This is a genomic window from Pseudomonas sp. AE27 (genome assembly GCF_037113495.1).
In the GTDB taxonomy this organism is placed as follows: Bacteria; Pseudomonadota; Gammaproteobacteria; order Pseudomonadales; family Pseudomonadaceae; genus Aquipseudomonas; species Aquipseudomonas palmensis.
In genome coordinates this window covers 3,874,341-3,896,403 of sequence record NZ_CP146966.1, presented here as the reverse complement: position 1 = coordinate 3,896,403, position 22,063 = coordinate 3,874,341, and the positions used below count along the sequence as shown (strand labels likewise).

Below are 22,063 nucleotides of genomic sequence, written 5' to 3'. Positions count from 1 at the left end.
AAAATTATGTACAGCTTCGCTCATCATAGATAACGCGTTGTACAAGTCAAATGTTCTGTACAGCTTCAGCCGGTGCAGGGGGTCATTCCAGGTGTTCGAGCAGGCGCCGCGCCGCTTCCTGGCCGCTGAGCCATGCGCCCTCGACGCGGCCCGACATGCACCAGTCGCCGCAGGCGTACAGGCCCAGGTCGGCATCGGCCAGCGCGCCCCATTCATGGCTGCTGCTCGGGCGGGCATACAACCAGCGATGGGCCAGGGTGAAGGTGGGGGCCGGCACGGCGCAGCCCACCAGTTCGGCGAAGTTGCCCAGCAAGTGCTCGATCACGGCCTCGCGCGACAGGTCGATGTGTTGCTTGCTCCAGCTGGCAGTGGCGTGCAGAACCCAGGTGTCGAGTTTTTCGTCACGCCCGGGCTTGCTGCGGTTGCGCGCCAGCCAGTCGAGGTCGCAGCCTTGCACGAAACAGCCCTGCATGGGGGTGTCCAGGGGCGTATCGAAGCCCAGCGCAATGGCCCAGGTGGGCTCCATCTGCACGCTGGCGGCCATGCCGGCCAGCTTGGTGGTGGCGCTGAGCAACTGCGTGGCCTGGGGCGCCGGCACCGCAATGATGACGCGACTGAACGGCCCGTGGCTGCCGCCCTCGGTGTCCTGCAGGTGCCAGTACTGCTTGCCGCGGAACACCTCGGCAATGCGGCAATTGAAGTTGACGGTGACATCCTTGAGCAGGCCGCGGGTGATGGCGCTCATGCGCGGTACACCCACCCAGCGGATCTGCTCGTCCGGCGAGGGGGTCAGCTGACCTTCGCGGTAGTTGTACAGTTGCGGCTTCCATTCGGCCGCCCAGCCCTTGGCCTGCCAGGCCTGGACCTGTTCGACGAAACGTCGGTCGCGGGCCGTGAAGTACTGCGCGCCCAGGTCCAGGGCGCCGGCTTCGCTGCGTTTGCTGGCCATGCGTCCGCCACTGCCGTGGCCCTTGTCGAACAGGTGCACGGTGTGCCCGGCCTTCTGCAGGGCCTGGGCGGCGGACAGGCCGGCGATGCCGGCACCGATGATTGCGATAGGAACAGTCATGATGGCCTCTTCGAACCTTTTGGAAACAGCCTACGCTGCCCGACAAGCCTGTACAATATCTCCAGCTTGTATAAGATGATTCCGCTCGACGTTGCAGGTTGGCCTATGTTTATCCGAGAGCGTTCGGTCAAAAAAGTGCCTTGAACTTAAAAATAGACCAGCGCGCGCCATGTGAGGACACAGCCATGCATATATTGCTGACCGGTGGTACGGGCCTGATCGGCAGACACCTTTGCCGCTTCTGGCTGGACAAGGGTTACCGCCTGACGGTGTGGAGCCGGCGTCCGGCGCAGGTCGCTCAGGTGTGCGGGGCAGGGGTGCGCGGCATTGCCCGGCTCGACGAACTGGGCGACGAGCCGGTGGACGCCGTGGTCAACCTGGCCGGTGCGCCGATTGCCGATCGCCCCTGGACGTCGCACCGACGCGCGCTGCTATGGGCTAGCCGCATCACCCTCACCGAGCAGTTGATCGCCTGGCTGCAAGGCCGGCAGCAGCGCCCTGCGGTGCTGATCTCGGGGTCGGCGGTAGGGTGGTATGGCGATGGTGGTGAGCGCGAGCTGACCGAGCTGTCGCAGCCGGTCAAGGAGGACTTTGCCAGCCAGCTGTGCATTGCCTGGGAAGAAACCGCGCTGCGCGCCGAGGCCCTGGGCATGCGGGTGGTGCTGGTGCGTACCGGGCTGGTGCTGGCGGCCGAGGGCGGCTTTTTGTCGCGCCTGCGCCTGCCGTTCAAGCTCGGGCTGGGCGGGCCGATTGGCAGTGGTCGCCAGTGGATGCCGTGGGTCCATCTGGACGACCAAATCGCCCTGATTGATTTTCTGTTGCAGCGCGAGGATGCCAGCGGTCCTTATAATGCCTGCGCGCCGGAGCCGGTGCGCAACCGCGAATTTGCCCGACGCCTGGGGCGCGCGCTGCACCGCCCGGCGTTCATGCCGTTGCCGGCGCTGGTGCTGCGCGCCGGGCTCGGCGAACTGTCGGTATTGCTGCTGGGTGGCCAGCGGGCGCGCCCGGTGCGCTTGCTGGCGGCAGGCTTCACGTTCCGTTACAACGATGTGCAATCGGCGCTGGATGACTTGTCCGCGCGCCTCTGAAAAGGATGTTGCATGACCGATCATGCTCTGCTGCTGGTCAACCTGGGTTCACCGGCTTCCACTTCCGTCGCCGACGTGCGTCGTTACCTCAACCAGTTTCTGATGGACCCGTATGTGATCGACCTGCCGTGGCCGGTGCGTCGCCTGCTGGTCTCGCTGATCCTGATCAAGCGTCCGGAGCAGTCGGCCCACGCCTATGCCTCCATCTGGTGGGAGGAAGGCTCGCCGCTGGTGGTGCTGACCCGGCGCCTGCAGCAGGCCATGGGCGCGCACTGGGCCCACGGGCCTGTGGAAATCGCCATGCGCTATGGCGAGCCTTCGCTGTCCACGGTGTTGCAGCGTCTGGCCGGCCAGGGCGTCACCAAGGTGACCCTGGCGCCGTTGTACCCGCAGTTTGCCGACAGCACCGTGACCACCGTGATCGAGCAGGCCAAGGCCGTGGTGGCCGAGCACAAGCTGGCATTGCAGATGCCGGTGCTGCGTCCGTTCTATGACCAGCCGCTGTACATCGACGCGCTGGTGGCCAGTGCCAGGCCGTACCTGGAGCAGGGCTTCGATCACCTGCTGCTGAGCTTTCACGGTTTGCCCGAGCGGCACCTGAAGAAACTCGACCCTACCGGTTCGCATTGTTTCCAGAATGCCGACTGCTGTCGCAACGCTTCGCCCGAGGTGCTGGCGGTGTGTTATCGCGCGCAGTGCCTGCGTTCAGCACAGTTGTTCGCGCAGAAGATGGGCCTGGCCGAGGGCCAATGGTCGGTGTCGTTCCAGTCGCGGCTGGGCCGGGCCAAGTGGATCGAACCCTACACCGAGGCGCGCCTGGACGAGCTGGGCAAGGCAGGCGTCAAGAAGCTGCTGGTGATGTGCCCGGCGTTCGTGGCCGACTGCATCGAGACGCTGGAAGAAATCGGCGATCGCGGGCGCGAGCAGTTTGTCGAGGCGGGCGGGCAAGAGCTGGTGCTGGTGCCGTGCCTGAATGATCACCCGCAGTGGGTGGAGGCGCTTACGCAGTTGTGTGAGCAGGCGGGTTAGGTAGTGCAGCGTTCGCCGGCAAGGCCGGCTCCTACAGGTTTGCGCGAACCCCTGTAGGAGCCGGCCTTGCCGGCGAAGCGTTTCAGATCAAGGCAAATGGTCGTCCAGCACCTTGTTCTTCCAGCCGTCATTGCCCGGCAGCAGCAGGTTGAGCGCAATGGCCACCACGGCGCACAAAGCGATACCCTTCAGGCCCCAGTCGTCCGGGCCGGTACCGGTGCCGACCAGCACACCGCCAATCCCGAACACCAGGGTCACCGAGACGATCACCAGGTTGCGCGCTTCGCTCAGGTCGATCTTGTGGCGGATCATGGTGTTCATGCCCACTGCCGCGATCGAGCCGAACAGCAGGCACAGGATGCCGCCCATCACCGGCACCGGAATGCTCTGCAGCAACGCGCCGAACTTGCCGACGAAGGCCAGGCTGATGGCGAACACCGCCGCCCAGGTCATGATCTTGGGGTTGTAGTTCTTGGTCAGCATCACCGCGCCGGTCACTTCGGCGTAGGTGGTGTTGGGCGGGCCGCCGAACAGGCCGGCGGTGGTGGTGGCGATGCCGTCACCCAGCAGGGTACGGTGCAGGCCGGGCTTTTTCAGGTAGTCGCGACCGGTCACGCTGCCCACTGCAATCACGCCGCCGATATGCTCGATCGCCGGGGCCAGGGCCACCGGTACGATGAACAGGATCGCCTGCCAGTTGAAGGCCGGCGCGGTAAAGTGCGGCAGGGCCAGCCAGGGGGCGGCGGCGATCTTGGCGGTGTCGACCACACCGAAGTAGAACGACAGGCCAAAGCCCACCAGCACCCCGGCAATGATCGGCACCAGGCGGAAGATGCCCTTGCCGAACACCGCCACGATGAGGGTGGTGAGCAGCGCCGGCATCGAGATCATCATTGCGGTGCTGTAGGGCAGCAGTTCGGCGCCGTCACCGGCCTTGCCCATGGCCATGTTGGCGGCAATCGGCGCCATCGCCAGGCCGATCGAGATGATCACCGGGCCGATCACCACCGGCGGCAGCAGGCGGTCGATGAAGCCGGTGCCCTTGATCTTCACGGCCAGGCCCAGGAAGGTGTAGACGAACCCGGCCGCCATCACCCCGCCCATGGTCTCGGCCAGGCCGAACTGGCCCTTGGCGAGAATGATGGGGGTGATGAAGGCAAAGCTGGAGGCGAGGAACACCGGCACCTGACGGCCAGTGACCACCTGGAACAGCAGAGTCCCCAGGCCCGCAGTGAACAGCGCAACGTTGGGGTCGAGGCCGGTAATCAGCGGCATCAGCACCAGCGCGCCGAATGCCACGAAGAGCATCTGCGCGCCGGAGACGACCTGGCGCCAGAGCGGGTCGTTGAACTCGTCCTGCATGTTCAGGTGTCCTTCTGCTTGGTGCCGAAGATCTTGTCGCCTGCATCGCCCAGGCCGGGAATGATGTAGCCGTGTTCGTTCAGGCGTTCATCGATCGAGGCGGTGTAGATGTGCACGTCGGGGTGTGCACCCTCGACCGCCGCGATGCCTTCGGGCGCTGCCACCAGCACCATGGCGCGGATGTCCTTGCAGCCGGCCTTCTTCAGCAGGTCGATGGTGGCGATCATGGAGCTGCCGGTGGCCAGCATCGGGTCGATGATCATGGCCAGGCGCTCGTCGATCTCGGGTACCAGTTTTTCCAGGTAGGTGTGCGCTTCGAGGGTTTCCTCGTTGCGGGCAACGCCCACGGCGCTGACCTTGGCGCCCGGGATCAGGCTGAGCACGCCGTCGAGCATGCCGATACCGGCGCGCAGGATCGGCACCACGGTGATCTTCTTGCCGGCGATCTTCTCGACCTGTACGGTGCCGCACCAGCCTTGAATGTCGTAGCTTTCCAGCGGCAGATCCTTGGTTGCCTCGTACGTCAGGAGCGCGCCGACTTCCTGGGCGAGTTCGCGAAAATTCTTCGTGCTGATATCGGCGCGGCGCATCAGGCCGAGCTTGTGACGGATCAGCGGATGGCGGATCTCACGGGTTGGCATAGGGAAAGGCTCCGGGGGGCGGGCAAAAAAACCGCGCTAGAGTAATCTATTCGGCCGCAGGTGTCCTATAGGCATTGTGCACGTTAGTCCATAAATGCTTGATCTGATGCGTGAGGGTGCGTACCTTTGCCCGCTTTTCTCAACCGCAGCCCCCTGGAGAGCGTCATGTCCGCTGATCTCGAGCATATCCGTCAAGTCATGCGTGAAGCAGACTGCCTGCACAGCGAAGCCGAAGTCGAAGCGGCGATTGCCCGTGTGGGCGCGCAGATCACCGCCGACCTGGCCGACCGCAACCCGGTGGTGTTCTGCGTGATGAACGGTGGCCTGATCTTCTCCGGCAAGCTGCTGACCCATTTGCAGTTCCCGCTGGAGGCGTCCTACCTGCATGCCACGCGCTACCGCAACCAGACCAGCGGCGGTGACCTGTTCTGGAAGGCCAAGCCCGAAGTGTCGTTCATCGATCGCGAAGTGCTGATCATCGACGACATCCTCGACGAAGGGCACACCCTCAGCGCCATCATCGACTTCTGCAAGCATGCCGGTGCCAAGGCGGTGTACAGCGCGGTGCTGGTGGACAAGGACCACGACCGCAAGGCCAGCCCTGACCTGAAGGCCGACTACTGCGGTTTGAGCTGCGTTGACCGCTATGTGTTCGGCTACGGCATGGACTACAAGGGCTACTGGCGCAATGCGGCGGGTATCTATGCCGTGAAGGGCATGTAAAACCGGGTGGGAGCTGACTTGGCCCGCGAAAGGGGCGATGCGGTATCAGCTGTTTGCGGTGCCTGCATCGCGGGTCAGGCCCGCTCCCACAAGAGGCCATCAGCTTCGTACATTTCTCATGCTAGAGTGCCAGGCCGCCCCCAAGGAGCCTGCCATGCGCGCCATCCTCGCCCTCCTGCTGCTGACCAGCCTGCCACTGGCCGCCGCGCCGCTGCACAGCCAGTTCCTGCCGCCCGACGACCTTACCCTGCGCCAGGAAACCCCCGAAGCCCAGCAACTGCTGCAGGTGACCCAGTATTCGGTGGTGGTCGGCAACCAGCGTCAGTCCAACCAGCAGCCGATACCGGTCACGGCACCGGTGCTGATGCGCCTCAAGGGCAAGCCCCTGAACAAGGGCGCCACCATCAGCGAGGTGCTGATCAGCTTCGACGGCGAAGGCAAGAGCCTGCGCAAACCGGCGTTCGACGCCAAGAGCCGCACCCTGACCCTCAACTATCCCGCCAGCCAGTACCGGGTGATTCTCGACCTGCTGCGCAACGACACCCTGTACGTGCAGTTCCTCAGCTATGCCAACGGTCATATCTGGGCCGATGTGCACACCGGCACCCTACGCGCGCGTTGAGCCACAGCGCTGCCGGGGGGTAAACTGCCGGCCCGTGAAAAATGTCCGTGATGGTTCAGTTGGAGTCGGCAATGCGTAAAGACAAGAAGCAAGTGATTGGTGATGAGATCAGCGACGACTACATCAAGTCGTTTCTCCAGTTCGAACCGGCCGATGCCAGCTCGCCCTCGCACCACAAACTGATCAAGGCCTATCGCGGCCTGCGCATCGATGACTTCGAACGTTTCGTCGGCTTCTTCGTCGAGGCCGGATACGATGTGGACGGCAAGGACGAGCACGGCAACACCTTCGCCCAGGTGATCGGCGACCAGCGCAATGCGCCCGAGTACATCGAGATCATCGACAGCGCCCGCAAGTGAGTACATCGCAGCCATGAAAAAACGCCCCGAGGGGCGTTTTTTCATGCATCACGCTTACGCGTAGCTTTGCGTCGGCTGGTTCTCGACCAGGCCCAGGGCCTCGTCGTTATGCGCGCTGATCTTGTGGTACAGCGCAGCGTCGGTCGCCAGGACCTTCTCCCGTGCCGGGAAGATCTCGTTGAGCTTGGCCGCCCAGGCGCCCTTGGCCTGCTCGGGGAAGCAGCGTTCGATCAGTTCCAGCATGATCGACACGGTGACCGAAGCACCCGGCGAGGCGCCCAGCAGGGCGGCCAGCGAGCCGTCCTTGGCCGCCACCAGTTCGGTACCGAACTGCAGGATGCCGCCTTTTTTCGGGTCTTTCTTGATGATCTGCACCCGTTGCCCGGCCACTTCCAGGCGCCAGTCTTCGGCCTTGGCTTCAGGGTAGAAGCGACGCAGCGATTCCAGGCGCTGTTCCATCGACTGCATCACCTCGCTGACCAGGTACTTGGTCAGGTCGAAGTTGTCGCGGGCCACGGCCAGCATCGGCCCGATATTGCCCAGGCGCACCGACAGCGGCAGGTCGAGGAACGAGCCGTGCTTGAGGAACTTGGTGGTGAAGCCGGCGTACGGGCCGAACAGCAGTGAGGTCTTGCCGTCGACGACGCGGGTATCCAGGTGCGGTACCGACATCGGCGGCGAACCCACGGCGGCCTGGCTGTAGACCTTGGCCTGGTGGCGCTTGACCACCTCGGGGTTGTCGCAGCGCAGCCACTGGCCGCTGACCGGGAAACCGCCGAAGCCCTTGCTCTCCTCGATGCCCGACAGCTGCAGCAGCGGCAGGGCCGCGCCACCGGCGCCGAGGAACACGAAGCGGGCATCGACGTCGCGGCTGCTGCCGCTGTTGACGTCCTTGATGGTGACGGTCCAGCCGCTGCCGTTACGGCGCAGGCCGGTGACCTTCTTGCTGTACTTGACCTGCGACTCGGGGGTGTCGGCCAGGTGCTTGAGCAGCTTGTTGGTCAGGGCGCCGAAGTTGACGTCGGTGCCTTTCATCACGCGGGTGGCGGCGATGTGCTGGTCGGCGGGGCGGCCCGGCATCATCAGCGGCATCCACTCGTTCATCAGCGCCTTGTCTTCGGTGTATTCCATCTCGGCGAAGGCGTGGTGAGGCTTGAGCGATTCAAAGCGCTTTTTCAGGAACGCGACGCCCTTGTCACCTTCGACGTAGCTCAGGTGCGGGATCGGGTTGATGAAGGCACGCGGGTTCTTGAAGGCGCCCTTTTTGCTCAGGTAGGCCCAGAACTGCCGGGATACCTCGAACTGGGTATTGATGTGCACCGCTTTCTTGATGTCGATGCTGCCGTCGGCGGCCTGCGGCGTGTAGTTCAGCTCACACAGCCCGGCATGGCCGGTCCCGGCGTTGTTCCACGGGTTGGAACTTTCCGCGGCACCCGAATCCATCAACTCGACGACTTCCAGCTTCATCGCCGGGTCGAGTTCCTTGAGCAGTACGGCCAGGGTGGCACTCATGATGCCGGCCCCTACCAGTACTACATCGACTGCTTCGTTCTGCGCCATTAACGCGTCTCCAAAAATCTTCAGCACCAAATTGACAGCATGGCTCCCAGGCTTGGCCGGGATTTCCATGTCCGCTACTTCGCAGGTTTTTCAACTTCCGCGGACACCACCAACCGGGCTTTGCGTTGCCTATGAACGCATTTTACCGCCCGTGCGGCAATTCGACTTATGGTCAAGGTGTCCATCGTGCGCTATGGACCGGCCTTAGTCACCCATCGCAGATGAGTGCTGTTGCCAGCTGTTTGGGGCTTTCAGGGACGCAGTTGCTGCTTTTACACATGCCAGACTGTTCATTGCTCGCCACACTCTCGTGAAGTTGTGAAAACCGTTTTTTCACGCTCTTTTGGAGTCGTGAACCTCAAAAAGGGTGTGCACGATGGCAAACCCGGCAGGTTCAGGCAGAGCAGAGCGCCGAAGGAACGCGGGCACACCAGCTTGGCAAGACCTGTGTGGGCGGCTCTCTGTGGGCGATTCGGGGATGCCGATGCAATGGCATTGGCGGTGCTGCGAGGCCCGATCAGGAGACGTCCTTATAATCGGGGGGAGATTATAACGAGGTCGCGGGCAGAAACGATCTTTATTAACGACTTTTGTTGCGCTTTGCTTCGCCGGCCACGCCGTGGCGGGCTGGCCTGCAGGGGGCAGGCGGCTGAACAGAGCGCTCACCGGCGCAGGTGGGCAGTCTACGCGGTCGATGATGAAACGATTGTGACAGTGGCTGGCCCCGATGGCTGGGGTGGTCCCGGGTGGTTATACTGGCGACCTTTGCTGCTATTCCTGGAGAGATGAGCATGTTGCAACGTTTGTTGTTCGGTTTGATCGCTGTCACCAGCCTGACCCTGGTCGGTTGTGCCCACAGCCCGCAACAACTCAGCCCGCAACCCAAACTCACTGCCCAGCTCGCGCCCGTGGGTCGTGGCCAGCCGGTGGTGGTCAAGGTGGTCGATGGTCGTCCTTCGCAAACCCTGGGTACCCGCGGCGGGCTGTACCCGGAAACCAGCGCCATCACCGTGAACGGCAATGACATCGTGCCCAAGCTGCAGGCCCAGGCCGAGGCAGCGGTGCGCCTGCTGGGCTTCACGCCCACGGCGAACGCCTACAACGCCCCGCAGCTGACCGTGACCCTGGCCGAGCTGAAGTACCAGTCGCCCAAGGAAGGCCTGTACGTGACCGAGGCCACCATCGGCGCCACCTTCCGTGCCGACGTGTCCAATGCCAACCGCCGCTACAGCGGTCGCTACGGCGCCTCGCTGGACCAGCGCTTCGGCATGGCGCCCAACCAGGAAACCAACACCAAGCTGGTGGGTGACGTGCTCAGCGACGCCCTGACGCGCCTGTTCAAGGACCCGACGGTCGGTCAGGTACTGGGCGAGTAAACCCGCTGACGGCAAACGAAAAAGCCCGATGCCTCGTTGCAGGCATCGGGCTTTTTAGTGGGCGTGACCTGCTCAGGCGGCTTCGACGTAGAAGTCCAGCAGGCTGATGCCGGTGCCCTGGTCGACCTCCGGCAGGTCATGGTGGGCATGCCCGCCAAGTGCGCAGTACACCAGCCACTGGCGGTCCTGGACGTTGAACGCCAGGCCGTCGATCAAGGCCTGTTGTTCATCGCTGGGGGCGATCAGATAGAGGCGGTCCTGGTTTTCGGCGTGCAGCATGACAAGCTCCCTGAGTGTTGAAGGGCAATAGAGTGGCTTGTCGGGATGACGAACGTGTGACGGCCGGATTTAATTGTCATCGGTCGCAAAGTACGAGAGAGCCGCTGGCGCTTGGGTAGAATGCGCGGCGTGTCGAGGTCTGGTTTTTAATCGAGGTTGTGCGATGTCGTTGCAAATGATGTGGGGGCTGCTGGCGGCCCACCCGGCCAAGCTGATCAATGTGCTGGCCTTGTTGATTACCTGCCCTGGCGGGTTGCTGTTGCAAGCGGCGCGACGTCGTGGCGCGCAGGCGCTGGCGGGGCTGGCGCGTGATGAGGTGATGGTGGAGGGGATGAACCTGCGGGTGAACCGGTTCTACTACATCCTGGGGTTTTCGTGCCTGGCGATGGCGCTGCTGCTGTCGTGGTTCAGTACCTGGATCTGAGGTGAAGCCATTCGCTGGCAAGGCCGGCGCCTACAGGTTCAGCGTGATCCATGTAGGAGCCGGCCTTGCCGGCGAATGGCGCGACGCGGTCTAGAGCGCCAACCCCGCCTTGACGCGATACTGGTTGCGCACCGGCATCGCATACTGCAGCACCAGGTACGGCTGGTGTTCCACCGGGCAGGCATCCAGGCGCCGCTGCCACTCGGCCTGGGCTCGGGCCAGCTCATCGGCCGGGAACACCTCGGCGGCCCTGGGCACCTGCAACTGCGGGTCGGCATCGGCCCACTGTGCATACGCCAGGTAATGCACCGGGAACAACCGGTAGCCACCCAGTATCTGCCGATCGATTTCCGCCGCCAGTTGCTTGGTGTCTTCGAAGTACTCGCTCACCGGCGGGGCGAAGTTGATGTGCACGCGGCCTTTGTAGCCGGTGATGCCCTGGGCGATGCTCACGTCATCCTCGCCAGGCGCCTTGCTGTAGGTGCCGGTGGTGGCGCGGATGTACAGCTCGCGGGCCTTGGCCTGGTCGCACGGGTCGTACTCGTAGCTGATCGACACCGGGCTCAGGTTCAGCGACTGGATCACCGCGCCGAACGGTTCGTCCTTGCGGCTCATGTGGAACATCTTGAGGATCGCCGAATCGGTGCGGTCGTCACCATCCTTGGCGCGGCCCTCGGCCTGGGCGATCCAGATCGAGGCGCAGTCGTTGCGGATCGAGTGGTTGATGTAGGCCGACAGCAGCTGATAGGCCGCCAGCTTTTCGCGCCGCCCGGTGATCGAGCGGTGCACGATGAAGCTCTTGTTCAGGCGCATCATGTCGCTGACGAACGGCTTTTGCAGCAGGTTGTCGCCGATCGCGATGCGCGGGGTCGGCAGGCCGGCGTGGTACACCGCATAGTTGACGAAGGCCGGGTCCATCACGATGTCGCGGTGGTTGGCCAGGAACAGGTAGGCGCTGCCGGACTTGAACTGCTCGACACCGGTGTAGGTCACCCCATCGGTGGCGCGGTCGATGGTGTGATCGACGTAGTATTCGACCTTGTCCTGCAGGGTCGATACGCAACTGACCCCGGCAAATTCCTTGCGCAGGCGCCGAGCGATCAGCGGCTTGAGCAGCCAGCCGAAAGCCCCGGCCATGCGCGGGAAGCGAAAGTGGGTGAGGATATCCAGAAATGCCGGGTCGCTGAGCAGGCGCGCCAGCACGGCGGGCACCTCGGCGTCGTTGTACGGTCGGATGGCATCGAATTCGCCCATCATGCTCTCTTGTTGGAAACGGCTAGGGTAATAGTAGGGCTGCGGACTGAAAAACGGCTCAGACACCGGCAAGGCCTGTAAATAGACCGGCAATTATACGCACAAGTCACCTGGGAGACTGCGATGGTGGAATCTGCTTTCTATGATTGTCCTTACTGCGGTGAGCAAGTGGAAACCACCGTTGACCTGTCCGGTGGCGACCAGGGCTATATCGAGGACTGCCAGGTCTGTTGCCGGCCGATCGTGTTCGTGCTGCAGGTGCATGGCGAGGAGTGGATGCTGGACGTCAAGCGCGAGGACGAGTGATGCAGCGTATCTACGAGCCGGAAAGTCTGCTGGAGGCCGAGCTTCTGATCGGCATGCTGCGCAGCGAAGGGATCCAGGCGCACCTGAGTGGGCGCGACCTGATGGGCGCCGTGGGCGAGCTGCCGATGCAGGGGCTGCTGGGCCTGGCGGTGCCCGATGCGCAGGCCGAATACGCACGCCAGCTGATCGCCGCGTACAATGGCGCCCAGCCGCTTCCTGGCGACGAGCCGGAGAGCCTTCCGGGAATACTGATTTGCTAGGTTTTGCTCATGTGTGGACGTTACGCCCTGTTTCGCTGGTCTTCGGCGTTTGCCGCGCTGCCCGGGTTCCCGCCTGACCAGCAGGCGCAATGGAACATCTCGCCCGGCGCCTCGGTGCTGATCCAGCGTCAGCGCGAAGGCCAGCTGGAGCTGGCGCGGGCGCGCTGGGGGCTGACCCCGGCGTGGCTGACCGACCTGTCGCGCACCCCGGCCCAGGCGCGCGCCGAGACCCTGGCCGAGCAACCGATGTTTCGCGAAGCGTTTCGCCTGCGCCGTTGCCTGCTGCCGGCCAACGGCTTCTACGAGTGGCGCGGCACGGCGCGCAAGCGGCCGTACTGGCTGACGCCGGGCGAGGGGTCTTCGCTGTTCTTTGCCGGCGTGTGGGAGGCCTACCCGGTGCAGGACCAGGTGTGGCTGAGCACGGCGGTGGTGACCCAGGCCGCGGTCAACCAGCGCCGGCCGCTGATTCTGGATGCGGCAGGGCAGGCCGCGTGGCTGGACCCGCAGACGCCGCTGGTGAAGTTGCAGGAATTGCTCGCTGGCCCGCAGGCCGCCTTGCGCGAGCGGGTGCTGGCGAACCTGGTGAATGATCCGAAGTTGAATGCGCCGGAGTGCCTGACCCCGGCGTAAGTGGTGAGCCCTTCGCCGGCAAGGCCGGCTCCTACAGGCACTGCATGCCCCTGTAGGAGCCGGCCTTGCCGGCGAAGCTTCTGGCTCAGACGCGAAACTGATTGATCAACCGGCGCTGCTGCTCCGCCAGCTTGGTCAGCTCCGCGCTCGCCGTGCTTGACTCATCCGCCCCGCCAGCCACTTCATTGGCCACCTGGCCGATATTGATCACGTTGCGGTTGATGTCCTCGGCCACTGCGCTCTGCTCCTCCGCCGCGCTGGCGATCTGGGTGTTCATGTCGTTGATCACCGACACCGCCCGGGTGATGCTCTCCAGCGCCTGGGCCGCCTGCGCCGCCTGTTGCACGCTGACTTCGGTCTTGCCCTGACTGTCCTCCATTACCTGCACCACATCCCGCGTGCCCTGCTGCAGCTGCTGGATCATCTGCTGGATCTCTTCGGTAGCCTGCTGGGTCTTCTGCGCCAGGTTGCGCACTTCATCGGCCACCACGGCAAACCCGCGTCCCTGTTCACCGGCTCGCGCCGCCTCGATGGCCGCGTTGAGCGCCAGCAGGTTGGTCTGTTCGGCAATGGCACGAATCGCCACCAGGATCGCGTTGATGTTCTCGCTGTCGCGCGCCAGGGCCTGTACCACACCCACCGCACGGCCGATCTCCTCGGCCAGGGCGCTGATCGAGGTGGAGGTGTTGCGCACGATCTCCAGGCCCTGGTTGGCGGCCTGGTCGGCATTGCTGGCCGCTTGCGCCGCATGGGTGGCATTGCGCGCCACGTCCTGGGCGGTCGCGGTCATTTCATGCACCGCAGTGGCCACCAGGTCGATCTCGGCCATCTGCTTGTGCACGCCCTGGTTGGTGCGAATGGCGATGTCGGCGGTGTGCTCGGACGAGTCGCTGACCTTCTGCACCGACACCACCACCTGGCTGATCATTGCCTGCAGCTTGCTCAGGAATGTATTGAAGCCACGGGCGATGGCGCCCAGTTCGTCGGCGCGATCACTGCTCAGGCGCCGGGTCAGGTCACCTTCGCCCTGGGCGATGTCGTCCAGCATGCCGACCATCTGGCGCAGCGGCCGGGCGATGCCGTGGGCCAGCAGCCAGATCACCAGCAGGCCAAGCCCGGCGATGCCCAGGCCGACCACGATCATGCCGGTGAGGTCGGTGCTGCGCTGGGCGCTCATTTCGCGCTGCAGCGCGTCGAGGTCGGCCATCACCGCGCTGACCGGCAGTTGCAGCAGCAAGGTCCAGCGCGAGGCGGTGTTGCCCACGGCAAATGGCACGAACAGCTCGATCTGTCCGCTGGCATGGTCGATTTCGTAGTGCAGCGCCTTGCCCGACAGGTTGCCGAGCACCGCCACTTCATCGGGTTGCAGCACATCGCTGGCTTTTTTGCCGAACGTGCTCGCATCCTTGGTGTAGGCCACCACGCGTCCGTTGTTGGACAGCAGCGCCATCTCGCCCGCGCCGTCATACAGCTGGGCGTCGGCGGCCTTGAGCATATCCTGGATGAAGTTCAGCGACAGGTCGGCGGCGGCGATGCCCTGGAACTGGCCGTTGACCATGATCGGCTCGACGAACGAGGCCAGCATCACGGTCTTGTTGCCCACCTGGTACGGGGCCGGGTCGATGGCGCAGGCCTTGCCGGTCTCCTTGGAACACAGGTAGTACTCGCTGGTGCGCACGCCCGTGGGCAGCAGGGTACGGTCGTCCACATCCTGGAGTTTGTCGAGGGTCAGGCTACCGTCGTCGTTACGGTACCACCACGGCAGAAAGCGCCCGCTCTGCGGGTTGACGCCCGCCAGCGTGCTGCCTGCATAGCGGGCATCGTCGTGGTCCAGCGCGTTGGGCTCCCAGCCCACGTAAACGCCCAGCAGCAGCGGGTTGTCCAGGGCGGTCTGCCTGAGCAGGGCGATCATCTGTTCGCGTTCGAGCTTGAGCTGCGGGTTGCCGGCAGCATCCTGCATGCCGATCAGGGCATTGGTGGTGGCCAGGCCGCGGGCGATCAGCAGCGGCGCCTCGAGGCTGCGCTGGATCTGGCTGACCTGGGTCTGGGCCAGGGCCGTCAGGCGTTGCTCGATCACTGCCTCGAACTGTTGCTGGGTGCGGTTGTGCACCAGCGTCTGGGTGCGGGCACCGGAATACACTGCGTATAGCACCAGTGCTGCAACGATGCTCAGCACGATGGCACCGGCCAGCGCGGCCACGGAAAACTGGATCGACTTGAACTTCATGGGAGCTCCGAGCGCAAAGAGGGTCGCCTGTCTGGGCGTTATCGGCGCGCCGGGGGCAAAGCATGAGTGTGGCGATGCAATTCTTCGCGAACGGCTGTAGCGCGTTTATGATGCGCGGCCTAGGATACGCCGCATGTTCGAAGGGAGTGTTTTCATGCGTAGATCAGTTGTTATCGGTGCCCTGAGCGCCAGTGTGCTGCTGGCCGGTTGCCAGGCCGTGAACACCACCAGTGGTGGAGCGGTGGGCGTGGAGCGCAAGCAGTACATGTTCAGCATGCTGTCGACCGATGAGGTCAACCAGATGTACGCGCAGTCGTACCAGCAGACCCTGGGCGAGGCATCCACCAAGGGTATGCTCGACAAGACCAGTGCCACCGCCAAGCGGGTGCAGGCCATTGCCGACCGGCTGATCGTGCAGGCGCCGAAGTTCCGCCCCGATGCGGCGCAGTGGAAATGGGAAGTCAACCTGATCAAGAGCGACGAGCTCAATGCCAACTGCGGCCCGGGTGGCAAGATCATTTTCTATACCGGCCTGATCGACAAGCTCAAGCTGACCGACGACGAGATCGCGGCGGTGATGGGCCACGAGATCGCCCACGCCCTGCGCGAGCATGGTCGCGAGGCGATGTCCAAGGCCTATGGTGTGGAGATGGCGCGCCAGGGCGCAGGTGCCTTGTTCGGCCTGGGCCAGGACAGCCTGGCGCTGGCCGACACCGTGGTGCAGTACAGCATGACCTTGCCCAACAGCCGCAGCAACGAGAACGAAGCCGACCTGATCGGCCTGGAGCTGGCGGCGCGTGCGGGCTACAACCCGAATGCGGCGATCAGCCTGTGGAACAAGATGACCGAAGCGTCGGGTGGTTCGCAGCCTGAGTTCATGAGCACTCACCCGGCTTCGAGCAGCCGTATCGCGTCGTTGCAGGCGGCGATTCCCAAGGTGATGCCGTTGTACGAGCAAGCCAGAAAATAGCGCCGTGACCTTCGCCGGCACTGCCGGCTCCTACCTGAACCTGTAGGAGCCGGCCTTGCCGGCGAATGCTTCACACGCTAGCCGGTATCAGCCCACCCACCCGCTGACCTTCATCGCCGAATACACCGCCACCAGCGCCAGCACCACGAATGCCGTGGCCGCCAGGCGACGGATCAGGGTCAACGGCAGCTTCTCGGCGGCAAAATTGCCCGCGAGCACCACCGGTACGTTGGCAATCAGCATGCCCAGGGTGGTGCCGATGATCACCATGATCAGGTGCGGGTACTGCGCCGCCAGCATCACCGTGGCCACCTGCGTCTTATCGCCGATCTCGGCAATGAAGAACGCGATCAGCGTGGTCAGGAACGGGCCGAAGCGCCGCGCCGTACTGGCTTCATCGTCATCCATCTTGTCCGGCACCAGGGTCCACAGGGCCGTGGCGGCAAAGCTTGCGGCCAGGATCCAGTGCAACGTGGCCTCCGAGAAGAAACTGCCGAACCACGCACCCACTGCACCGGCCGCCGCATGGTTGGCCAGGGTCGCGGCAACGATACCGGCGATGATCGGCCAGGGTTTGCGAAAGCGTGCAGCGAGGATGAGCGCGAGCAGTTGCGTCTTGTCGCCGATTTCGGCGAGCGCAACGATGGCGGTGGGGACCAGCAATGATTCCAGCATCAGGATTCCTACGGGGGCGGGTCGACACGGCTATGACACGTACAGCCTTCCCGCCCCGGGTAAGGTGTGCGTGTCATAGGTCTTGTCAAACCCTGGATCCGTCTGTGCGGACCGTGGGTCGTACGCGCCATGGTCTGAGGACCAAGTATGTTGACGCGTACCGGGCGAGCTGGGTGCTCGCGGGAGACTACTCCCCTAGGACGGAGCGGATTCTGCCTAGGCAAAACCGTTTGGGCAAGCGAAGTTTTTAAGTTCGTGTGGCCTGGTAGATCCGGAAGCCTTGTCCCTCGTCGCGAATCAGGCAGTTGCCCAAGGCGCCTTCGATGAGCGGTTGGTACCGCAGGAAGCTGTTGGCCACAAGCCGAAGTTCGCCGCCTTTTTTCAGATGATCGGCCGATTTTTTCAGCAAGGTTTCCGAGGCGTGGTAATTGGTGTGAACCCCGGTGTGAAACGGCGGATTGCTCAGGATCACGTTCAGCTCGCGGGGCGCGGCATCGATGCCGTCACCGGCGATGACCTCCCCCTCCAGGCCATTGGCGGCCAGGGTCAGGCGGCTGCTGGCCACGGCGAAGGCATCCACGTCCAGCAGCGTTACCCGGCTTTGTGGGTAGCGACGCTTGATCGCCGCGCCGAGCACGCCCGCGCCGCAGCCAAAGTCCAGCACATGGCCCACGGGCAGTTGCTCGAGGTTGTCCAGCAGCAGCGCGCTGCCGCGGTCCAGCCGGCCATGGCTGAAGACCCCGGGCAGGCTCACGATCTGCAGCGGGCCTTCGGCCAGTGGCAGTTCGAATCGTTGCGCCAGGCTTTCCAGCGGCTGCGCCTCTGGCGGGGTGTCCACCGTGACCTGCCACAGCTGGCAATGGCGTGCACTGTCGAGCTTGCGCGGCTTGCCGAAGGCGTGCAGCTGCTTGGCCGCACCCTCGATACCCCCGCGCTTTTCACCCACCAGGTACAGCTGGCGCCCGCCCAGGCGCGAGGCCAGGGCATTGAGCAGGTAGTTGGCCAGATCGCGGGACTTGGGCAGAAACAGCACGGCGCCGTCGAAAGCCACCGGCGGCACCTCCACGCCATAGTGACTGCGCCCGGCAAATCGCGCCTCGAGCGCGGCCTGGTCGCCGGCGTGCCAGCTCCAGGCGCGGGCATCGGGCAGGCTGCCCAGCAGGTCGTCGGCGGGCAGGCCGGCCAGCAACACGGGGCCTTTGAACAGCTCGGCCTGACGGAGCAACACTTCACTACGCGGGTCCATGGTCGGCGCCCCTCTGCAAAAAGTCGCGAATTCTAGCAGAACTCAGCTGACCACTCGGCGCGGGTTGCCCTGCAGGAAGGCTTCGGCGTTCTCGGCCAGTTGGCCGACGATGCGCTGGCGCGCCTCGACCGCGCCCCAGGCACTGTGCGGGGTGACCACAAGGCGCGGGATATCGCCTGCCAGCAGGGGGTTGCCATTGGCCGGAGGCTCCACGCTGAGCACGTCGGTGGCGGCGCCACCCAGGTGCCCGCTGCGCAGTGCGTCGGCCAGCGCCTGCTCGTCGATCAGCCCGCCACGGGCGGTGTTGACCACGAACGCGCCGGGCTTGAGCAGGGCCAGCTCGGCGGCGCCGATCATGTTGCGGGTGCTGTCGTTGAGCGGGCAGTGCAGGGTCAGCGCATCCACCTGCGGCAGCAGCTCGGCCAGGCTCAGGCGATCATCGCGGGCCGGGCGGCCGGGCAACTGGCCGGACAGCACGCGCATGCCGAAAGCTTCGGCCAGGCGCGCCACCGCACCGCCAAGTTCGCCGTGGCCGAGCAGGCCGAGGGTCTTGCCCTCCAGTTCGACGATGGGAAAGTCGAGCAGGCAGAACTGCCTGGCCTGGGCCCATTTGCCGTCGGCCACCGCCTGCTGGTAATCGGGCAGGCGAGTGGCCAGCGCCAGCAGCAGGGCCAGGGTGTGCTGCGCCACCGAGGGCGTGCCGTAGCCCTGGCAGTTGCTGACCACGATGCCCTGGGCACGCGCGGCCTGCAGGTCGACGTTGTTGGTGCCGGTGGCCGACACCAGGATCAGCCTGAGGTCGGGGCAGGCGGCGAGGGCGGCGGCGTCCAGGTGCACCTTGTTGGTGATCGCCACGCTCGCGCCCTGCAGGCGCTCGGCCACTTCGTGGGGGGCAGTGGCCGGGTGCAACTGCAGTTCATCGAAGCAGCCGCGCAGGCGGCTCAGGTCGAGGTCGCCCAGGTCCAGGGAGCTGTGGTCGAGGAATACAGCGCGGCGCAAGGTCATGGGGCAGGCTCCTGGGGTGTGGTTTGAGCGGGTAGTGGGGCATTAGAGCCTGCATCGCCGTGGGCGTAAAGCCAGGCATCCGGCTGCACGGGAGGTGACTGTGCCGATTCACTTGTAACTGTATCTTTCAGAACTGCCAGGCAGTGGGTAAGGTACGCCACCCGATCGTTTGCCAGGAGCGTCACCCCATGTACTGGGCAGAATTTCTCACCGTTGCGCTGATCCACCTGCTGGCCGTGGCCAGCCCCGGCCCGGACTTTGCGGTGGTGGTGCGCGAAAGTGTTACCCACGGTCGGCGCGCCGGTACCTGGACCGCCTTCGGCGTGGGCACGGCGATCTTCCTGCATGTGGGCTATTCGCTGCTGGGCATCGGCCTGATCGTGTCGCAGTCGATCATGCTGTTCAACGTGCTCAAGTGGCTGGCTGCGGCCTACCTGGTGTACATCGGCATCAAGGCCCTGCGTGCCCGCCCGGCGCCTGCCGGCAGCGAGAGCGTGCAGGTCTCGACCGTGGCGCGCACCCCGCGTGCCGCCTTTGTGGCAGGGTTCATGACCAACGGCCTGAACCCCAAGGCCACGCTGTTCTTCCTGTCGCTGTTCACGGTGGTGATCAACCCGCACACGCCGCTGCTGATACAGGCCGGCTACGGGGCCTACCTGGCGCTGGCCACCGGCCTGTGGTTCTGCCTGGTGGCCCTGCTGTTCAGCCACGCCCGCGTCCGTTCCGGCTTTGCGCGCATGGGCCACTGGTTCGATCGCGGCATGGGCGCGGTGCTGGTGGCGCTGGGTATCAAGATCGCCTTCACCGAGATGCACTGAGGCGGTTGATGGCCATTGGCCTGTCATCCCTGCGGGCGCGCAAATCATTCCTTTGGCTGATTTGAGCGCCCCCGTCCCGTTCTAGAGTAAGCGCCGTATTGCCATGCCTGCGTACTCGAAAAAGGGACTCCCATGCTGCAAACCAGGATTATCGCCCCCGCTGCGGGCGCTTACGAATACCCGCTGCTGATCAAGCGCCTGCTGATGTCGGGCAGCCGCTACGAGAAAACCCGCGAGATCGTGTACCGCGATCAGCTGCGCTACAACTACCTGACCCTGAGCGAGCGCATCGCGCGCCTGGCCAACGTGCTCACCGCAGCCGGGGTCAAGGCCGGCGACACCGTGGCGGTGATGGACTGGGACAGCCATCGCTACCTGGAGTGCATGTTCGCCATCCCGATGATCGGCGCGGTGGCCCACACCATCAACGTGCGCCTGTCGCCCGAGCAGATCCTCTACACCATGAACCACGCCGAAGACCGCTTCGTGCTGGTCAACAGCGATTTCATCGGGCTGTATCAGTCCATCGCGCCGCAACTGACCACGGTCGAGAAGACCCTGCTGCTCACCGACGGCCCCGACAAGCATGCCGAACTGCCAAACCTGGTGGGCGAGTACGAGCACTTGCTGGCCGGCGCGGCCACTACCTACGACTTTCCCGACTTCGACGAGAACTCGGTGGCCACCACCTTCTACACCACCGGTACCACCGGCAACCCCAAGGGCGTGTATTTCACCCACCGCCAGCTGGTGCTGCACACCCTGGGCGTGGCTACCGTGACCGGCAGCATCGACAGCATCCGCCTGCTGGGCACCGATGATGTGTACATGCCCATCACCCCGATGTTCCACGTGCACGCCTGGGGCATCCCCTACGTGGCCACCATGCTCGGGCTCAAGCAGGTCTACCCGGGGCGCTACGAGCCGGAGATGCTGTGTCAGCTGTGGCGGGACGAAAAGGTCACCTTCTCGCACTGCGTACCGACCATCCTGCAGATGCTGCTCAACGCCAAGGGCGCGCAGGGCCAGGATTTCGGCGGCTGGAAGATCATCATCGGCGGCAGCTCGCTCAACCGCGCCCTGTATGAGTCGGCCAAGGCCCAGGGCATCCAGCTCACGGCGGCCTATGGCATGTCGGAAACCTGCCCGCTGGTGGCCTGTGCCCACCTCAACGAAGAGCTGCTGGCCGGCAGCGACGACGAATGCATCAGCTACCGCATCAAGGCCGGCGTGCCGGTGCCGCTGGTGGAGGCCGCGGTGATGGATGCCGAAGGCGGCTTCCTGCCGGCTGACGGCGAGTCCCAGGGCGAACTGGTGCTGCGCGCGCCGTGGCTGAGCATGGGGTATTTCCGCGAACCGGAGAAAGGCGCCGAGCTGTGGCAGGGCGGCTGGCTGCACACCGGGGATGTGGCGACCATCGACAGCATGGGCGTGGTCGATATCCGCGATCGCATCAAGGACGTGATCAAGACCGGCGGGGAGTGGGTGTCGTCGCTGGCCCTCGAAGACCTCGTCAGCCGCCACCCCTCGGTGCGCGAAGTGGCGGTGGTGGGTGTACCCGATCCGCAGTGGGGCGAGCGTCCGTTTGCCCTGCTGGTGGTGCGTGAGGGCACCAGCATCGACGCCCGCGAGCTCAAGGAGCACCTCAAGCCCTACGTGGAGCTGGGCATGATCAACAAGTGGGCAATCCCCAGCCAGATCGCCCTTGTTACCGAAATTCCCAAGACAAGCGTGGGCAAGCTGGACAAGAAGCGCATCCGCGTCGACATCAGCCACTGGCAGGCCAGCAACAGCGCATTTCTGTCCACCCTCTGAAGGCGGGCCGGTCGCGCCCTGGCGGGTGCGACCCTTGCGCCAGACACCTGCGCGCCTTGTCAAAGCGAAAAAATAGGCCATCCTTGCCGCTGCCCGCGCAGTTGGCGAGCGAATCAGCTCTTTGGGTGTAGTACCAACGTGCAAATCACACTTTAGAGGGATCAAGCACAGGTACCTGCTGGCTATAGTCGGGTCAGGGGATTTTTAGGGACGGGGGCCCGCGCAAATGACTGCGCACTGCCACGTTGGTCGACCAGCAGGCGTATTCACGTCGGTCGTTCGATGCGTTTCTCAAAGGACTCACTGCCATAAAAATAAAGTACAT

23 protein-coding genes and 1 riboswitch are annotated in these 22,063 nt (G+C 64.4%); of the genes, 13 read left to right on the top strand and 10 right to left on the bottom strand.

The window, feature by feature from the left end:
* Positions 1–82: 82 nt before the first annotated feature.
* Positions 83–1,069, bottom strand: a complete 987-nt coding sequence (locus tag V9K84_RS17925; RefSeq protein WP_043864339.1) for an NAD(P)/FAD-dependent oxidoreductase — start codon at positions 1,067–1,069, stop codon at positions 83–85.
* Positions 1,070–1,254: 185 nt separating this feature from the next.
* On the opposite strand from V9K84_RS17925, the gene V9K84_RS17920 reads away from it, so the two are divergent.
* Positions 1,255–2,157, top strand: coding sequence for a TIGR01777 family oxidoreductase (locus V9K84_RS17920; RefSeq protein ID WP_088515268.1), 903 nt, complete (start codon positions 1,255–1,257; stop codon positions 2,155–2,157).
* A gap of 12 nt (positions 2,158–2,169) precedes the next feature.
* Complete coding sequence (hemH, locus tag V9K84_RS17915; RefSeq protein ID WP_043864341.1) at positions 2,170–3,186, top strand: ferrochelatase; 1,017 nt, start codon at positions 2,170–2,172, stop codon at positions 3,184–3,186.
* A gap of 87 nt (positions 3,187–3,273) precedes the next feature.
* Here hemH and V9K84_RS17910 read toward each other — a convergent pair whose 3' ends face one another.
* Complete coding sequence (locus V9K84_RS17910; RefSeq protein ID WP_043864342.1) at positions 3,274–4,548, bottom strand: uracil-xanthine permease family protein; 1,275 nt, start codon at positions 4,546–4,548, stop codon at positions 3,274–3,276.
* 2 nt (positions 4,549–4,550) lie between these two features.
* Positions 4,551–5,189 (bottom strand): uracil phosphoribosyltransferase, encoded by a 639-nt coding sequence (upp, locus tag V9K84_RS17905; protein ID WP_054916236.1) that lies wholly within the window; start codon positions 5,187–5,189, stop codon positions 4,551–4,553.
* Positions 5,190–5,354: 165 nt separating this feature from the next.
* Here upp and V9K84_RS17900 point away from each other — a divergent pair, with 165 nt between their 5' ends.
* The 3 genes from V9K84_RS17900 to V9K84_RS17890 all read left to right on the top strand — a co-directional run bounded on the left by V9K84_RS17900 (position 5,355) and on the right by V9K84_RS17890 (position 6,893).
* A complete protein-coding gene (locus V9K84_RS17900) occupies positions 5,355–5,912 on the top strand; it encodes a hypoxanthine-guanine phosphoribosyltransferase (protein WP_043864344.1) in 558 nt (185 codons plus the stop codon).
* Positions 5,913–6,066: 154 nt separating this feature from the next.
* A complete protein-coding gene (locus V9K84_RS17895; protein WP_054916235.1) occupies positions 6,067–6,534 on the top strand; it encodes a hypothetical protein in 468 nt (155 codons plus the stop codon).
* Between the two features lie 71 nt (positions 6,535–6,605).
* Positions 6,606–6,893, top strand: a complete 288-nt coding sequence (locus tag V9K84_RS17890) for a PA4642 family protein (RefSeq protein ID WP_054916234.1) — start codon at positions 6,606–6,608, stop codon at positions 6,891–6,893.
* 54 nt (positions 6,894–6,947) lie between these two features.
* On the opposite strand, the gene mqo is transcribed toward V9K84_RS17890, so the two are convergent.
* Positions 6,948–8,453: a malate dehydrogenase (quinone) gene (gene mqo / locus V9K84_RS17885; protein ID WP_088515269.1), complete on the bottom strand. Its 1,506-nt coding sequence runs from the start codon at positions 8,451–8,453 to the stop codon at positions 6,948–6,950.
* 791 nt (positions 8,454–9,244) lie between these two features.
* Here mqo and V9K84_RS17880 point away from each other — a divergent pair.
* On the top strand, positions 9,245–9,829 hold the full coding sequence (locus V9K84_RS17880) for a YajG family lipoprotein (protein ID WP_043864348.1): 585 nt from the start codon (positions 9,245–9,247) through the stop codon (positions 9,827–9,829).
* Positions 9,830–9,901: 72 nt separating this feature from the next.
* On the opposite strand, the gene V9K84_RS17875 is transcribed toward V9K84_RS17880, so the two are convergent.
* On the bottom strand, positions 9,902–10,108 hold the full coding sequence (locus V9K84_RS17875; RefSeq protein ID WP_043864349.1) for a hypothetical protein: 207 nt from the start codon (positions 10,106–10,108) through the stop codon (positions 9,902–9,904).
* A 163-nt stretch (positions 10,109–10,271) separates the two neighbouring features.
* On the opposite strand from V9K84_RS17875, the gene V9K84_RS17870 reads away from it, so the two are divergent.
* Entirely contained in the window at positions 10,272–10,532 is a 261-nt protein-coding gene (locus tag V9K84_RS17870) for a hypothetical protein (protein ID WP_088515270.1), read from the top strand.
* Between the two features lie 90 nt (positions 10,533–10,622).
* On the opposite strand, the gene V9K84_RS17865 is transcribed toward V9K84_RS17870, so the two are convergent.
* Entirely contained in the window at positions 10,623–11,786 is a 1,164-nt protein-coding gene (locus V9K84_RS17865) for a 1-acyl-sn-glycerol-3-phosphate acyltransferase (RefSeq protein WP_043864351.1), read from the bottom strand.
* Positions 11,787–11,909: 123 nt separating this feature from the next.
* Here V9K84_RS17865 and V9K84_RS17860 point away from each other — a divergent pair, with 123 nt between their 5' ends.
* Genes V9K84_RS17860 through V9K84_RS17850 form a run of 3 tightly spaced genes read left to right on the top strand, consistent with a single transcriptional unit; the run spans position 11,910 to position 12,982 of the window.
* Positions 11,910–12,092, top strand: a complete 183-nt coding sequence (locus tag V9K84_RS17860; protein ID WP_088515271.1) for a CPXCG motif-containing cysteine-rich protein — start codon at positions 11,910–11,912, stop codon at positions 12,090–12,092.
* Positions 12,092–12,352, top strand: a complete 261-nt coding sequence (locus tag V9K84_RS17855) for a DUF2007 domain-containing protein (RefSeq protein WP_043864353.1) — start codon at positions 12,092–12,094, stop codon at positions 12,350–12,352. The genes V9K84_RS17860 and V9K84_RS17855 overlap by 1 nt, the downstream gene beginning before the upstream one ends.
* A gap of 9 nt (positions 12,353–12,361) precedes the next feature.
* The gene (locus tag V9K84_RS17850) at positions 12,362–12,982 is read left to right on the top strand and encodes an SOS response-associated peptidase (RefSeq protein WP_043864354.1); all 621 of its coding nucleotides are present in this window, start codon (positions 12,362–12,364) and stop codon (positions 12,980–12,982) included.
* 85 nt (positions 12,983–13,067) lie between these two features.
* Here the strand turns inward: V9K84_RS17850 and V9K84_RS17845 are convergent, their stop codons facing one another.
* On the bottom strand, positions 13,068–15,209 hold the full coding sequence (locus V9K84_RS17845; RefSeq protein WP_088515272.1) for a methyl-accepting chemotaxis protein: 2,142 nt from the start codon (positions 15,207–15,209) through the stop codon (positions 13,068–13,070).
* A gap of 154 nt (positions 15,210–15,363) precedes the next feature.
* Between V9K84_RS17845 and V9K84_RS17840 the strand changes: the two genes are divergently transcribed.
* Entirely contained in the window at positions 15,364–16,179 is an 816-nt protein-coding gene (locus tag V9K84_RS17840; RefSeq protein ID WP_043864476.1) for a M48 family metallopeptidase, read from the top strand.
* 87 nt (positions 16,180–16,266) lie between these two features.
* Here the strand turns inward: V9K84_RS17840 and V9K84_RS17835 are convergent, their stop codons facing one another.
* The 3 genes from V9K84_RS17835 to V9K84_RS17825 form a co-directional block, all read right to left on the bottom strand.
* Positions 16,267–16,854, bottom strand: coding sequence for a TMEM165/GDT1 family protein (locus tag V9K84_RS17835; RefSeq protein WP_043864356.1), 588 nt, complete (start codon positions 16,852–16,854; stop codon positions 16,267–16,269).
* A gap of 88 nt (positions 16,855–16,942) precedes the next feature.
* A riboswitch (yybP-ykoY riboswitch) is annotated at positions 16,943–17,062 on the bottom strand.
* A 39-nt stretch (positions 17,063–17,101) separates the two neighbouring features.
* On the bottom strand, positions 17,102–18,100 hold the full coding sequence (locus tag V9K84_RS17830; RefSeq protein ID WP_043864357.1) for a class I SAM-dependent methyltransferase: 999 nt from the start codon (positions 18,098–18,100) through the stop codon (positions 17,102–17,104).
* A gap of 42 nt (positions 18,101–18,142) precedes the next feature.
* Complete coding sequence (locus V9K84_RS17825) at positions 18,143–19,105, bottom strand: 2-hydroxyacid dehydrogenase (protein WP_088515273.1); 963 nt, start codon at positions 19,103–19,105, stop codon at positions 18,143–18,145.
* Positions 19,106–19,293: 188 nt separating this feature from the next.
* Here V9K84_RS17825 and V9K84_RS17820 point away from each other — a divergent pair, with 188 nt between their 5' ends.
* Both V9K84_RS17820 and V9K84_RS17815 read left to right on the top strand, forming a co-directional pair.
* On the top strand, positions 19,294–19,923 hold the full coding sequence (locus V9K84_RS17820) for a LysE family transporter (RefSeq protein ID WP_043864359.1): 630 nt from the start codon (positions 19,294–19,296) through the stop codon (positions 19,921–19,923).
* 132 nt (positions 19,924–20,055) lie between these two features.
* Positions 20,056–21,738 carry a fatty acid--CoA ligase gene (locus V9K84_RS17815; RefSeq protein ID WP_043864360.1) on the top strand — a complete coding sequence of 561 codons (1,683 nt, stop codon included), beginning with the start codon at positions 20,056–20,058 and terminating at the stop codon, positions 21,736–21,738.
* The last annotated feature ends 325 nt before the right edge of the window (positions 21,739–22,063 follow it).